Origin of the sequence: Pseudomonas sp. NPDC098747, assembly GCF_044760045.1 — a bacterium.
Classification (GTDB): domain Bacteria; phylum Pseudomonadota; class Gammaproteobacteria; order Pseudomonadales; family Pseudomonadaceae; genus Aquipseudomonas.
In genome coordinates this window covers 67,570-81,360 of sequence record NZ_JBIWAL010000014.1, presented here as the reverse complement: position 1 = coordinate 81,360, position 13,791 = coordinate 67,570, and the positions used below count along the sequence as shown (strand labels likewise).

At 59.0% G+C, this 13,791-nt stretch carries 12 protein-coding genes; 8 read left to right on the top strand and 4 right to left on the bottom strand.

The features are described 5' to 3' along the window. Positions 1-72: 72 nt before the first annotated feature. Positions 73-648 carry an antibiotic biosynthesis monooxygenase gene (locus ACIQVE_RS11755; RefSeq protein WP_402808126.1) on the bottom strand — a complete coding sequence of 192 codons (576 nt, stop codon included), beginning with the start codon at positions 646-648 and terminating at the stop codon, positions 73-75. A gap of 211 nt (positions 649-859) precedes the next feature. Here ACIQVE_RS11755 and ACIQVE_RS11750 point away from each other — a divergent pair, with 211 nt between their 5' ends. Beyond that, positions 860-1,819 carry a MerR family transcriptional regulator gene (locus tag ACIQVE_RS11750; RefSeq protein WP_402808125.1) on the top strand — a complete coding sequence of 320 codons (960 nt, stop codon included), beginning with the start codon at positions 860-862 and terminating at the stop codon, positions 1,817-1,819. 2 nt (positions 1,820-1,821) lie between these two features. Here the strand turns inward: ACIQVE_RS11750 and ACIQVE_RS11745 are convergent, their stop codons facing one another. After that, positions 1,822-2,427 carry a hypothetical protein gene (locus ACIQVE_RS11745; protein ID WP_402808123.1) on the bottom strand — a complete coding sequence of 202 codons (606 nt, stop codon included), beginning with the start codon at positions 2,425-2,427 and terminating at the stop codon, positions 1,822-1,824. A gap of 72 nt (positions 2,428-2,499) precedes the next feature. Further along, positions 2,500-2,958: a PAS domain-containing protein gene (locus ACIQVE_RS11740; protein ID WP_402808121.1), complete on the bottom strand. Its 459-nt coding sequence runs from the start codon at positions 2,956-2,958 to the stop codon at positions 2,500-2,502. A gap of 153 nt (positions 2,959-3,111) precedes the next feature. On the opposite strand from ACIQVE_RS11740, the gene ACIQVE_RS11735 reads away from it, so the two are divergent. The 7 genes from ACIQVE_RS11735 to ACIQVE_RS11705 all read left to right on the top strand — a co-directional run bounded on the left by ACIQVE_RS11735 (position 3,112) and on the right by ACIQVE_RS11705 (position 12,890). Beyond that, positions 3,112-3,570, top strand: a complete 459-nt coding sequence (locus ACIQVE_RS11735; RefSeq protein ID WP_402808119.1) for a flavodoxin — start codon at positions 3,112-3,114, stop codon at positions 3,568-3,570. A gap of 163 nt (positions 3,571-3,733) precedes the next feature. Continuing rightward, on the top strand, positions 3,734-4,516 hold the full coding sequence (locus tag ACIQVE_RS11730; RefSeq protein ID WP_402808116.1) for a class II aldolase/adducin family protein: 783 nt from the start codon (positions 3,734-3,736) through the stop codon (positions 4,514-4,516). Beyond that, entirely contained in the window at positions 4,516-5,418 is a 903-nt protein-coding gene (locus ACIQVE_RS11725; protein ID WP_402808113.1) for an alpha/beta fold hydrolase, read from the top strand. The genes ACIQVE_RS11730 and ACIQVE_RS11725 overlap by 1 nt, the downstream gene beginning before the upstream one ends. A gap of 152 nt (positions 5,419-5,570) precedes the next feature. Continuing rightward, on the top strand, positions 5,571-6,482 hold the full coding sequence (locus ACIQVE_RS11720; protein WP_402808110.1) for an SDR family oxidoreductase: 912 nt from the start codon (positions 5,571-5,573) through the stop codon (positions 6,480-6,482). 528 nt (positions 6,483-7,010) lie between these two features. Continuing rightward, complete coding sequence (locus tag ACIQVE_RS11715) at positions 7,011-8,804, top strand: DUF1302 domain-containing protein (RefSeq protein ID WP_402808107.1); 1,794 nt, start codon at positions 7,011-7,013, stop codon at positions 8,802-8,804. Positions 8,805-8,827: 23 nt separating this feature from the next. Next, positions 8,828-10,195, top strand: a complete 1,368-nt coding sequence (locus ACIQVE_RS11710) for a DUF1329 domain-containing protein (RefSeq protein ID WP_402808104.1) — start codon at positions 8,828-8,830, stop codon at positions 10,193-10,195. Positions 10,196-10,334: 139 nt separating this feature from the next. Next, a complete protein-coding gene (locus tag ACIQVE_RS11705; protein WP_402808101.1) occupies positions 10,335-12,890 on the top strand; it encodes a LuxR C-terminal-related transcriptional regulator in 2,556 nt (851 codons plus the stop codon). Between the two features lie 105 nt (positions 12,891-12,995). Here ACIQVE_RS11705 and ACIQVE_RS11700 read toward each other — a convergent pair whose 3' ends face one another. Further along, entirely contained in the window at positions 12,996-13,775 is a 780-nt protein-coding gene (locus ACIQVE_RS11700) for an IclR family transcriptional regulator (RefSeq protein ID WP_402808099.1), read from the bottom strand. Between the last annotated feature and the right edge of the window lie 16 nt (positions 13,776-13,791).

Here is a 13,791-nt window from a genome sequence, read left to right as displayed (position 1 = left end):
TGTCGCGGTGGGTGTAAAAACTATAACAGCGACACCCACCGGACACCTATTGTCAGCCATCCCACAGAGAGATCACCGGTTCTGCGTAGAGGGTGCGGCAGGCAGCGGACGCGCCGGCGTGCTGTTCAACCAGTTCGCCAGCAACCGCGTCGACAACGGGATAAAGAAATAAACCATCAGCGGCGTCAGGCACGCCGTGCTGATCAGTACTTTCGGCAAAAGACTCATGTCAGCGAGCAACGGACCCACGACAAAATTGAACAACAGCGACACCGGAAAGAACGCGAGCCAGATCGCAACGGCCTGTTTCCAGCGCGGCGGACGCTGGCCGACTACGCTTGTGCCGAACCAGCCTTCGATGCCACTGACACGATGCTCTTTGGGGTGTGCAAACAAGTCGCTGCCACGATCCAGCCAAGCGGTGCGCGAGGCTGAATGCTCCCACGCATGCAGAGTCTGTTCATCGACAAAGCGGAAGATAATTTGGAATTCGTTATCACCGGGTGGCGGTGCGAGCACGCCGGAGCCTAGATAACCGGGGAAGTCGGTGGCCAGTTGTTCGCCTTCGCGCAGCCAGGCGATCAGATCCTGATAGCGGCCATCGGCGACGCGACGCGCAACCATCAGCGTGACGGGTGAAGTAGACATTGTGTATCTCCGTATCTCGATTGCGTCACTCCGGGTAGGAGTTTCGCCTGACGCAAGGCCGGGGTGGAGGCCTGCGTTTTTCAACAAGCAAGGATTATTCCTGATTTTCGTGTTTAAACCAGAGACTTTCGTCGCATATCTCTACTTGAACGCAATCGAGGCATCAGGGTTAGAATGGGATCCAATTAACCAGTCCGGAAGTTGAGGCCAAATGCCTGTCATGACCGACGCGCACCCTGTTTCGCAGGCATCTGTTGCGCTCGTGCGCGAGGACCTGTTCCCTATCCGTGAAGTCGCGCGGCTGACAGGCGTTAATCCGGTCACATTGCGCGCTTGGGAGCGCCGTTATGGATTGATCCAGCCGGTGCGCACCGACAGTGGGCATCGGCTGTATTCGATGACCGAAATCGAGCGTGTTCGCAGCATCGTCGACTGGATCGATCGTGGCGTGGCGGTCAGCAAGATCGGCAAGATTCTCGCCAAAACCGAACCGCTGAAAGTTTTGGCGCACATCATTCCCGATGATCTGGTGCAGGCCGACTATCTGCAATGGCAGGTGCAACTCCAGCAGGCGATCAGCTCTTTCGATGACCAGCAACTGGACCGTGTTTACGGTCAGATCTTTTCTTCCTATGCCTTGCCCGTGGTGTTTCAGGACATCCTGATGCCGCTGTGGCTGCAATTGTTGCAGCGCCAGGACGCCTTTGGGCAGACCAGCGAATGGCTGTTCTTCGACGGGTTTCTGCGGGCGCGGGTGTTGCATCGGATCGTCACCCTGCGTGGCTCGCAACCGCGACGGGTGATCGTCAGTGCATTGGCCGGGCAATGCCGTGAGCTCGAACTGCTGGTGGCAGCGCTGTTTCTGAGTGGCAATGACTCGGGGGTTCGGGTGTTGACTACCGGCCAGCCGTTCGACGAGCTGACGCTGGTTTGCGAGAAAACCAAACCTGACGCACTGGTGCTGTTTTCCAACCATGCCCCAAGTGCCGAGTTGCCCCGGCGTCTGAATCGACTTGCCTTGAGCCTTGATTGTCAGTTGATGCTCGCCGGCGATGCGTCTGATCTGGCGCAAGAGAGCCTGGCCGGTTCATCAGTGGCTTGCCTGGGTAATGAAGGGGCGAACATGCGTCAGCGCATGACGCAATTTCTGGCGGGGAAGCTCGATACCTGAAATCAGGTGTGCAGGGCCGGGTGCGTCAAGCGATGTTGCTGCAGGATGAACTGGCGCAGGCGCTCGGTCTCATCGCTGTCGGTCTGACTGAGTTCGTAGGCGAAGAAACCGCTTTCGGTTTCGCGCTCGAAACTGCCGCGCAATGCGATCCGCTCATAACCAGACGGGCTGAACCACAGCGCGAAGTGCTTGGGCGGTTTGGTCCTGTTGCGCACTTCTAGCAGAACGCCTTTGTGGGAAACCTCGTGCACCCACAGCGTGCCCGCTTGGCCTTTGGCATTTTCCAGCGCCACCGGCTCTTCAAGTGTCAGGCGCCATGGGCGAACCATCGGGCCATCTTCGTAGATGCTTGGCACTCCGAGGCGCAGATGCAGCGCATGAAACTCGTCTTCCACCAGATGCAGCGGAAACGTCATTTGCTGATTTTCGAAGTTGGCCTGAATGGTCACTTGCTCGTGAGCGGCCAGACGCGTGAGCAAATCACGGATCTGAGAACCGCCGTTAACCAGCAGACTCGACGTCGCATCCCGCACATTGAGCTGCGGGTTGTGCTGCATGGTCTGGATAAAATCCAGCTCATCCTGGGTCAAGAGTGCGTCGCGTTGCATGGCTAACTCGAAAGGAATAGTTACAAAGTCATTGGTGATTGTAGTTAATGACAACTGGTTCGATGTTTTGTTTTAACCGTTTGTCGCTTTCAAGGCGCAGAGTTCGGCTTCCAGAGCGGCGACCCGGGCTTCCAGCTGCGCAACACGTTGTTGAGCCTTGACCTGAACGGTCACATCTTTTTGCACGCCGACAAAATACGTCTGCCCGTCATCGGCGTTTTTTACCGTTGAAAGCGACAACTCATTCCAGAATGGTGTGCCGTCCTTGCGGTAGTTGCGCAAAATTTCCCGACACGAGCCATTGTTACGCAATACATCGCGAATGAGCTCCAGGTTCTGCTGATCACGGTCACCAGCCTGCAGAAAGCGGCAGTCCTGATAGAGGATTTCTTCGCTGGTGTAACCGGTCAGGCGTTCGAAGGCCGGGTTGACGTAAATCAGGATGTTGTCCTGTTCGCCTTCTTTTTCCGCGACCACAATCCCATCGTTAGATGCGTTGATCACCATTTGCAGCAGACTGGCGTTGATCATCCTTGAATCCTTTCAGAGCTGTCGGTGACGCGCATTCTAAAAGATCGGTGGAGACTGTCCATAGGCTGTCAACGCTCATTGAGAGCCAATCGCAACTTCGCGGCTCAGGCTGTTACTATCGCCGCTCTTTTTTTCAGCTTCAGGATCAGATTGATGAAAGTCGCCATCCTCTCCGGTTCGGTCTACGGCACCGCCGAAGAAGTCGCCCGCCACGCCCAGAACCTGCTGAAAGCCGCTGGCTTTGAAACCTTCTACAACTCACGCGCCAGCCTGGCCGAGGTTCAGGCTTTCGCGCCTGAAGCGTTTCTTGCCGTGACCTCGACCACCGGCATGGGCGAGTTGCCGGACAACTTGCAACCGTTGTATTCGATGATTCGCGATCAATTGCCAGCAGCCTGGCGCGGGTTGCCCGGCGCGGTGATTGCCTTGGGCGACGCCAGTTACGGCGATACCTTCTGCGGTGGCGGTGAGCAAATGCGCGAGCTGTTTTTCAGCGAGCTTGGTTTGCGTGAAGTGCAAGACATGTTGCGCCTGGATGCCAGCGAAAGCGTCACCCCGGAAACCGACGCCGAGCCTTGGTTGGCGGATCTGATCGGTGCGCTCAAGGGCTGATCGCCGCACCCTTATTGGCGTCGTTGCTTTGACGTGGATCCAAGGAGTTTGCATGGCTGACCCGCTCAGTCATCAAGCTGGCTGGCAATGCAACTACGCGATCGCCTGCGCCTGACTAGACTGCTGACACGTGCAAAACAATAAGAACGCAGAGGTGCATACAGTGAGCGTAGCCCCCGTCCAGTCGTCCCTTAGTGTCAAAGAGCAGGTCAGCGCCGCCGAGTGGCAGACCCGAGTCGATCTCGCCGCTTGTTATCGTCTGGTCGCATCGCATGGCTGGGACGATCTGATCTTCACGCACATTTCCGCCAAGGTGCCGGGCACCGAAGATTTTTTGATCAATCCGTTCGGCCTGATGTTCCACGAAATCACCGCGTCGAGCCTGGTGAAAGTCGATCAGGCCGGCAACAAGCTCATGGACAGTCCCTACGAAATTAACCCGGCCGGCTACACCATCCACAGCGCCGTGCACGAAGTGCGGCACGATGTGGTTTGCGTGCTGCATACGCACACCGCTTCGGGCGTGGCGGTTTCGGCGCAAAAGCAAGGCGTGTTGCCGATCAGCCAGCAGTCGCTGTTCGTACTGTCGAGTCTGGCTTATCACGGCTATGAAGGGGTGGCGCTGAACCACGAAGAGAAGGCGCGTTTGCAGGCCGACCTTGGTGAAAGCAATTTCCTCATGCTGCACAACCACGGTCTGCTGACCTGTGGCGGCACCATCGCCGATACCTTCCTGATGATGTTCACCTTCCAGCGCGCCTGCGACATCCAGGTGATGGCCCAGACCGGCGGCGCTGAACTGATCGCCATCGAACCGCAGATTCTGGCAGGCGCCAAGGCGATGATCGCCGGTGTGACCAAAAGTGCTCAAGGCATGGGTGGCGCGCTGGCCTGGCCGGCGCTGCTGCGCAAACTCGATAAACAAGACCCCGGATATAAACTCTAATGCCTCTTGCCGAGATTCCTCTGTGTGTCTGGCGTAAACGCAGCCAGACGTTTGTCTTTCGGGGCCAGTCGATCCGTTACTGGACGGCAGGGCAGGGTGAGCCGCTGCTGCTGATCCATGGCTTCCCGACCGCCAGTTGGGATTGGCATTACCTGTGGCAACCACTGGCCCAACGTTATCGGGTGATCGCTTGCGACATGCTGGGTTTCGGCGATTCGGCCAAACCGATCAATCACAATTACAGCCTGCTGGAGCAGGCCGATCTGCAACAGGCGTTGCTCGCGCATTTGCAGGTCGAACAGCCGCTACACATCCTCGCCCATGACTATGGCGACAGCGTCGCGCAGGAGCTGCTTGCCCGGCACTACGAAGACAAGATCGAGGTCGCGAGTTGCGTGTTCCTCAACGGCGGTCTGTTCCCGGAAACCCACCGTCCGGTACTGATGCAAAAACTGTTGCTCAGCCCCTTGGGCTGGATGATCGGCCGTGCCTTCACCCGCGATGCGCTAGTGAAAAGTTTCCGCCAGATCTTCGGCCCCCAAACCCGGCCGACCGAGAGCGAGCTGGACGATTTCTGGAGCCTGGTCGACAGCAATCGCGGCCCGCGCATCATGCACAAGCTGATCGGCTACATCCCCGAGCGCCGGGTGCAGCGTGACCGTTGGGTGGCGGCGATGCAGCGCGGTGAAGTGCCGTTGCGGGTGATCGACGGCGAAGTCGATCCGATCTCCGGTGCGCACATGGTCGAGCGCTATCGGGAGTTGATTGCGGATGCGGACACCGTGTTGTTATCAAACATCGGCCACTATCCGCAGATCGAGGCGCCAGTACAGGTGCTCAAGCATTACCTGGCGTTTCGTGACCGTTTTGCGCTGCCACCGCGCAAGGTCGCGTGTTCCTGAAGAATCAAAAGATCTTTTGATCTTTTGATTCTGCTGCACATCATCCCCCAGCCTTATCGCGCACCATTCAGCCCCTGCCGTGTTCGTTGTGACCGAAAGCCCCGTGCCTGACACTCGGGCTCACTGTCCCTTGGCCTGCTGGAGTTGCCCCGATGAATGAGTCTGTGCGTTTCGAAGATAAAGTCGTGATCGTCACCGGAGCCGGTGGCGGCCTCGGACGCGCCCATGCTTTGTTGTTCGCCAAACAGGGCGCCAAAGTGCTGGTCAACGACCTCGGCGGCTCGACTCAGGGCGAAGGCGCCAATGCGTCTGCGGCTGATCGTGTGGTCGCGGAAATCCGTGAAGCCGGTGGCATCGCTGAAGCCAACCACGACTCGGTCACCGACGGCGATAAAATTGTGCAAAACGCGCTGGATGTTTTCGGCCGCGTCGACGTCGTGGTCAACAACGCCGGGATTCTGCGCGACAAGAGCTTTCACAAAATGGACGACGCCGATTGGGACCTGGTCTATCGCGTCCATGTCGAAGGCGCCTACAAAGTCACCCGCGCCGCATGGCCGCACCTGCGCGAGCAAAATTATGGCCGGGTGATCTTCACCGCCTCGACCTCGGGCATCTACGGCAACTTCGGCCAGTCCAACTACGGCATGGCCAAGCTTGGTCTATACGGGCTCACCCGCACCTTGGCCATCGAGGGTCGCAAGAACAACATCTTCGTCAACGCCATCGCGCCGACTGGCGGTACGCGCATGACCGAGGGGCTGATTCCGCCGCAAGTCTTCGAGCAACTGAAACCGGAACTGGTCAGCCCGTTAGTGGTGTATTTGGCCAGCGAGCAATGTCAGGAGACTTCCGGGTTGTTTGAAGTCGGCGGTGGTTGGATGGGCAAGGTGCGCTGGGAACGCAGCCTGGGCGCCGGGTTCGATCCGCGAGTGGGCTTCTCGCCCGACGATGTGGCGGCGCATTGGCAGCAGATTTGTGATTTCGAAGGCGCGGCGCATCCGAAGGACAATATCGAGGCGCTGAAGGAAATGATGGCGAATTTGCAGAAGTATTCGCTCTGATCGCGATTGTCATTCGACAGGACATGCTCAAGTCCTTTCCCCTCCCGCAAGACCTCCTCTGCCTGAAAATCATTCGCCCATAAAAAAGGCCGCTGCAAACGCAGCGGCCAAGGTAAGACGTTGGATCAAGGAGCTACAAATCAACGTCAGTGAACACCGGGGCGATAAACCGAATCATCGATTCATCTGAAGTTTGTCAGCCTTGGCCTGAATTGCTCAGTAACCAAAGCTTGGTGCTTTTCGGCGTATCCCGTGAAAGCCCGCTCAGAATACGGTTTCAAACATGTAGGAAAAATAGCGATTCCAGACATGCACTGTTACGGGGCATGCAACAGTCTGTAGAGGCTGATGTGCACCATGCGCGGCACTGATGATCCTCTATCCAGCCGATCCATGGGCGATGCAAAGCCGCGCACTGCAAGGGCATTCATCCTTTCGAGCGACAACGCGAATACCTCCTTGGTGCGCTTATCGACCCGGTCACGCGGCAGTAGGGTGGGGCCTTCTGTCACTCACCGGGGAAGACGCATGACAACAAAAACAATGCGCGCCATCTTCACACCGCAGGCACTAGCAGCCGCGGTGGCTCTGGGTTGCTGCGCCCAGGCGCACGCGGTCGCTTTCAACATCGGGGAAATCGAGGGCACGTTTGACTCGTCGCTCTCGGTCGGTGCGAGTTGGGGCATGCGCGATGCCGACAAGTCGCTGGTCGGTACGGTCAACGGTGGTACCGGGCAATCCTCGACCGGTGATGACGGGCGTTTGAACTTCAAGAAAGGTGAGACCTTCTCGAAAATCGTCAAAGGCATTCACGACCTCGAACTCAAGTACGGCGATACCGGTGTGTTCGTGCGTGGCAAATATTGGTACGACTTTGAACTCAAGGACGAAGACCGCGAGTTCAAGCAGATCAGCGACAACGGTCGCAAGGAAGGCGCCAAGTCATCCGGCGCGCAGATTCTCGATGCGTTCGTCTATCACAACTATTCCATCGCCGATTTACCGGGCACCGTGCGCGCCGGTAAACAAGTCGTCAGTTGGGGCGAAAGTACCTTCATCGGCAACTCGATCAACAGCATCAACCCGATCGACGTGTCGGCATTCCGTCGCCCCGGTGCGGAGATCAAGGAAGGCTTGATTCCCGTGAACATGTTGTTCGGGTCCCAGGGCCTGACCGACCAGTTGACCATCGAAGGCTTCTATCAACTGGAGTGGGACCAGACCGTTGTCGACAACTGCGGCACGTTCTTCGGCGTCGACGTGGTGGCGGACGGCTGCACCAGCGGTTACACCGTCGGCAACCCGGCCATTGCGCCGTTTGTGCCATTGACCACCGCGTTTGGTCAGGGCATTCAGGTCACCCGCGAAGGCGTGGTGATTCCCCGTGGCGGCGACCGCGATGCGCGCGATTCCGGGCAGTGGGGCACGGCATTGCGCTGGCTCGGCGACGATACCGAATACGGCCTCTACTTCATGAACTACCACAGCCGCACGCCGACGGTGGGTACCACTACGGCGGGGCTTTCGACCTTGGCCGCATTGCCGGGCATGGTCGGCATCGCCAATGGTCTGGCCCCCGGCAGCGGTTCGGGCCTGGCGCAAAGCGTGATGCTCGGGCGCGGTCAGTATTATCTCGAATACCCGGAAGACATTCGCCTGTACGGCGCAAGTTTCTCCACCACACTGCCCACCGGCACCGCGTGGACCGGCGAGATCAGCTACCGGCCAAACGCGCCGGTGCAACTGAGCACCAACGACCTGACGCTGTCGTTGCTCAACCCGATTGCCGGCGGCGCTGCTTCGCCAATTGCCACCTCGCCCGGTGCGGATAACACGGGCTACCGGCGCAAGGAAGTGACGCAGATCCAGAGCACCCTGACGCACTTCTTCGACCAGGTGCTGGGCGCCCAACGCCTGACGCTGGTCGGTGAAGCAGCGGTGGTGCGGGTCGGCGGTCTGGAGTCGCGCAACAAGCTGCGTTATGGCCGCGATTCGGTATACGGCCAGTACGGTTTCGGTGGCGACACGGAAGGCTTTGTCACCTCGACTTCGTGGGGCTATCGCGGCCGCGCCATCCTCGATTACGCCAACGTGATTGGCGGGATCAACCTCAAACCCAACCTGTCGTGGTCGCACGACGTCGCCGGTTATGGCCCTAACGGCCTGTTCAACGAAGGCGCCAAAGCGATCAGCGTCGGCGTCGATGCCGACTATCGCAACACCTACACCGCGAGCCTCAGCTACACCGACTTTTTCGGTGGCGACTACAACGTCCTCGAAGACCGTGACTTCGTCGCTCTGAGCTTCGGCGTGAACTTCTGATCTGCCCGAGAAGGATGAAAGCAATGCGCAAAATGATTCTGCAATGCGGTGTGTTGACCTTGAGTCTGCTGGCGGCCAACGTGATGGCGGCGGTGTCGCCGGATGAGGCGGCCAAACTTGGCACCAGCCTGACCCCGCTCGGCGCCGAGAAGGCCGGCAACGCTGACGGCTCGATCCCGGCATGGACTGGCGGCATTCCGAAAAACGCCGGTGCGGTGGACAGCAAAGGCTTTCTCGCCGACCCGTTCGCCAATGAAAAACCGCTGTTTACCATCACCGCCGCCAACGTCGATCAGTACAAAAGCAAACTGTCTGAAGGCCAGGTAGCGATGTTCAAGCGCTACCCGGAAACCTACAAGATCCCGGTCTATCCGACCCATCGTACCGTCGCAGCGCCGCCTGAAATTTACGAGTCGGCCAAACGCAGTGCACTCAACGTAACCACCATCAACGACGGTAACGGCCTGGCCAACTTTACCGGCAATCGCTACTACGCCTTCCCGATTCCGAAGAATGGCGTGGAAGTGTTGTGGAACCACATCACCCGTTATCACGGCGGCAACGTAAAGCGGATCATCACCCAAGTCACGCCGCAGACCAACGGCAGCTACACGCCGATTCGCTTCGAAGAAGAGATCGCCGTGCCGCAACTGATGAAAGATATCGATCCGGAAAAAGCGGCCAACGTGCTGACCTTCTTCAAGCAGTCGGTGACGGCGCCGGCGCGGCTGGCCGGCAACGTGCTGCTGGTGCACGAAACCCTTGATCAGGTGAAGGAACCGCGATTGGCGTGGATCTACAACGCCGGTCAGCGTCGAGTACGTCGCGCGCCGCAAGTGGCCTACGACGGCCCGGGCACCGCAGCCGATGGTCTGCGCACTTCGGACAACTTCGACATGTTCTCTGGCGCACCGGATCGTTACGACTGGAAACTGGTCGGCAAAAAGGAAATGTACATTCCGTACAACAGCTACAAACTCGACTCGCCGAAGCTCAAATACGACGACATCGTTAAGGCCGGGCACATCAATCAGGACCTGACGCGTTATGAATTGCACCGCGTCTGGGAGGTGATCGGCACGGTCAAGGCGAACGAGCGGCACATCTACGCCAAGCGTCACATGTACATCGACGAGGACAGCTGGCAAGTGGCGCTCGCCGATCACTACGACGGTCGCGGACAACTGTGGCGAGTCGCCGAAGGTCACGCTGAGTACTACTACGATCATCAGGCTCCGGCCTACACCCTCGAAGCGCTCTACGACATTATTGCTGGCCGTTACATTGCCCTGGGGATGAAGAACGAAGAGAAGCATGGCTACGAATTCGGCTTCGAAGCCAAGGCTGCCGACTACACGCCATCGGCCCTGCGTGCAGAGGGCGTGCGGTAACGGTTCTGATACATCGGCCATAAAAAAGGCGACCGTGCGGTCGCCTTTTTTATGGCCGCTAATCAGCGCGCTGAATACTTGTCACCAAGCTGCCGGGAGAGGGCTAGGGTGAGCTCACAACTATAAAAAGGCTCATCCGATGACCGCCATGACTGCTTGTCTGGATCGCCCCGGTTTTCTCCCCAGACTGTCCTCCCATCACCAGCCGCGCGCGCGATTGAGCGAGCCATTGCTGGAGTCGGTGGCACGGGTCAGGCTCATTTGCGCGCCTGCCGGCAGCGGCAAGAGTGCGCTGCTAGCCGAGTGCCTGCTTCAGGCGCCGCAACGCTGCGAAGTGTGCTGGCTGCCGCTGGCTGGCGCGGCAATGAGTGGCGACGAATTTTGTCTGCGATTGGCACAGGCGTTGGGACTGGCTGACCCAACGGAGTCCGGCCTGGTCGCTGCGCTGAGTCGCTGGTCGTTGCCGACCTGGCTGTTTATCGATGACTACTGTCGGCTGCCGGATCCAGCGCTGGATGCGTTGCTCGACCGCTTACTGACGGTCAGTAGCCCGGTGTTCACCTGGTGGATCGGCACCCGCCGACGGCCGCAATGCAACTGGCCGCGGCTGTTGCTCGACGACGAACTGTACGAGTGCGAATCCCCGACGCTGGCCCTGACCCCGGGCGAAATCGCCCAAGCGCTGCGACATCTGCCGCCCGAGCAGGCCCACACTGTCGCTGCACGCATCGTCCAGCGTACCGGCGGTTGGTGCGCCGGGGTGCGCATGGCGCTGCTGCAAAAATGTGACTGGTCGCAAAGCAATCAACCGCAACAACGGGTGGATACGCTGCTGGATTATCTGCAACACGAACTCTTCAATAGCCTCACGCCGGAGCAGGCCGAAAACTGGCGCGTGCTCGCGCATCTGCCGCGATTCAACGCTGAGCTGTGTGAGCATTTATTCGGCGCCGGGGAGGGCGCCCAGTGTTTGCGCACCCTGCAAACACTGGGCTGCTTTATCGAGCCGTGGCACGACTCGGCCGATTGGTTGCAGGTCTTTCCACCGTTGTCGCGGGTGATGCGTGACGAACAATGGCCCGCAGGTCGTTCCTGGCATCGGCGGGCGTGTCAGTGGTTTTCCTGGCGGCAGGATTGGCGTTCGGCCTTCGAACAGGCGTTGCTCGCCGAAGAATATGAAATCGCCGTCAGTCTGTTGCAGTACTTCAGCTTCGAGCATTTGTTTGAAGAGCAAACCGTGGTGCTGTTATTGCGACTGCATGAGCATCAGGGTGAAGAGTTGACCCTGAGCACCCCACAACTGGTCGGTCTGATTACAGCGGCGTTACTCTTCGCCGGTCGTTTTGAACAGGCTGCGCAATGTATCGAGCATCTGGGGCGGTTCATGCCGCAGCCTTCGCCAGCGCATGAGCGGCAATTGATTGCGCGTTGGCAAACCTTGAAGGGCTGGTTACTGCATTTGGAAGGGCGGATGGAGGGCGCTCACGAATACTTTTCGCAAGCGTTGGAGGTACTCGATTTCGATAACTGGATCGCCCGGGTGATGTGTTTGTCAGGGTTGACCCAGCAAGCCTTGTTGCGTGGCGAGCTGGACGTCGCCCACGCCCGCAATCGCCAGGCACTGTGTCTGGCACGGGCGCAAGGCTCGCTGGTTTTCGAAGCACTGCTGGAGCTTGATCACGGGCAATTGCTCGAGCAGCGCGGCGCGGCACCCCGGGCTGAAAGTCTTTTGGCGGGCGTGCATGATTTACTCGTCCGGCAACCGAACCGCCTGACTCCGCTGTTGGGACGGATTGCGCTGCGTCGTGGGCGTCTTGCGCTGAGTCAGGGCCTGGATGCCTCGGCAGCGGCGTTTTTTCAGTCCGGGTTGGACGGTTGCGGACGCAACCATGACAAGCGTGTCCTCTACGGCTATCTGGGGCTGGCGCAACTGGCTGCCAATCAGACGGATTATGAGAAAGCGTTTGTGTGGCTGCGCGATGCGGAGCGAATGATGCAGCAACGGCAGGTTCCGGACACGGTTTATCGCGGCGTGGTGCTGCAAGTCAGCAGTCTTTTCTGGCTGCAACAGGGTCGTCATGAACTGGCGTGCGAGGCGATGACACGTCTGTTGCGGCACTATCAAGGCGCGGACGCCTTGCAGGCGCCGCCGGCGACACTCGAGTTGATACCCCGCGTTGAGTACTTGTTGATCCTTGCCCAGGTGGGTTCAGGATCGGCTCGCAATCCGATGGGCCGGCTACAGCGTCTGCTCGAAACAGCGCAACGCTGCAGGATGTTCATTCTGGAAACCGACTTGCATCTGGCCATGGCGGAAGTGGCCTTTTCGCAGGGTGATCAGACTTCGGCGCGCGCCTGCTTGCAGCAGGGTCTGGAGTTGGCCCGTCACTATGGGCTGCATCAGGCGTTGCGTGAGCTGCAACTGCGCCACCCCGGACTGTCGCAAGTATTGGCAAGCGCGGTCTCGGAGCCGGCCACTGTTGAAGTGGCGGGCGGTAGTGGTTTGCTCAGTCAACGTGAACTGGAGGTTTTGCGCTTGATTGCCAAGGGCCATTCCAATCAACAGATTGCAGATGAGTTGTATATTTCTTTGCACACGGTAAAGACTCACGCCAGGCGGATACATGGAAAATTGGGCGTCGAGAGAAGAACTCAAGCGGTAGCAAGTGCCAAGTTGCTGGGGCTTGAGCTGTAGCAAGGGTTATCAAAGAGGCTCTGCAAGAGGAAGCGGCGGGCGACAGCAAAACGGTGTTGCTGTAAGCCTTCACAAAGTCGCTGACCGACGGATCGGGCAAAGCGCCTAGGCGTCAAACCCCATCCGCCAACTCACGGCCCGCGTCGCAGCCAACAATCGCTGCGCCGCCGGGCCGTTTTCGTCAGCGTGGAACAACGAGGTCGGGCCGACGATAGTCAGCACCGCGGCAACCTGTCCGACAGCATTGAACACCGGTGCCGACAAGGCATCCACGCCCGGCATCAGCAACCCGTGCACATGATGCAAACCGCGTTCGCGGATCTGTTGGCACAATGTCGAGTAGGCGTCTGCGTCCTTCAGTGGATGCTCGGCGATGGAGATTTCCCGCTCGCGCAGTTCGTCGGTTTCCCGATGGGGCAGGTAGGCACTGAATACCAGTCCCGTCGATGAACTGAGCAACGGCAACACCGACCCCAATTGTGTGACCACCGTCACCGCACGCACCGCCGGTTCGATGTGCACCACGGTTGCGCCCTGATTGCCCCACACCGCGAGGAAACAGGTTTCGTTGAGTTCGTCGCGCAGTTCCGACAGGGGCAGGGCGGCGACTTTCAACACGTCCATACTGTTGAGTGCGGCCAGGCCCACGCGCAAGGCCTCGCGGCCGAGACCGTAGTGGTTGGTCGCTGAGTTTTGCTCGGCGAACCCGCTGGCAATCAACGCCTGCAAGTAGCGGTGAACCTTGCTCGCCGGCATCTGCACATGTTCGGCCAGGCGCGACAGCGAAGTGGACGGCGACAACTCGGCCAAAGCCTTGAGGATGTCGGTGCCGACTTCGGCGGAGCGGACTTTCTGTTTGCCGTTACTGTCGCTGGTTTTTTCCATGGTGCGGCCGGGTTCC

Bases quoted from the DNA above. Each gene is read 5' to 3' on its own strand.
- ACIQVE_RS11755 (WP_402808126.1), bottom strand. From the start codon at position 648: ATGTCTACTTCACCCGTCACGCTGATGGTTGCGCGTCGCGTCGCCGAT.
- ACIQVE_RS11750 (WP_402808125.1), top strand. From the start codon at position 860: ATGCCTGTCATGACCGACGCGCACCCTGTTTCGCAGGCATCTGTTGCG.
- ACIQVE_RS11745 (WP_402808123.1), bottom strand. From the start codon at position 2,427: ATGCAACGCGACGCACTCTTGACCCAGGATGAGCTGGATTTTATCCAG.
- ACIQVE_RS11740 (WP_402808121.1), bottom strand. From the start codon at position 2,958: ATGATCAACGCCAGTCTGCTGCAAATGGTGATCAACGCATCTAACGAT.
- ACIQVE_RS11735 (WP_402808119.1), top strand. From the start codon at position 3,112: ATGAAAGTCGCCATCCTCTCCGGTTCGGTCTACGGCACCGCCGAAGAA.
- ACIQVE_RS11725 (WP_402808113.1), top strand. From the start codon at position 4,516: ATGCCTCTTGCCGAGATTCCTCTGTGTGTCTGGCGTAAACGCAGCCAG.
- ACIQVE_RS11720 (WP_402808110.1), top strand. From the start codon at position 5,571: ATGAATGAGTCTGTGCGTTTCGAAGATAAAGTCGTGATCGTCACCGGA.
- ACIQVE_RS11715 (WP_402808107.1), top strand. From the start codon at position 7,011: ATGACAACAAAAACAATGCGCGCCATCTTCACACCGCAGGCACTAGCA.
- ACIQVE_RS11710 (WP_402808104.1), top strand. From the start codon at position 8,828: ATGCGCAAAATGATTCTGCAATGCGGTGTGTTGACCTTGAGTCTGCTG.
- ACIQVE_RS11705 (WP_402808101.1), top strand. From the start codon at position 10,335: ATGACCGCCATGACTGCTTGTCTGGATCGCCCCGGTTTTCTCCCCAGA.
- ACIQVE_RS11700 (WP_402808099.1), bottom strand. From the start codon at position 13,775: ATGGAAAAAACCAGCGACAGTAACGGCAAACAGAAAGTCCGCTCCGCC.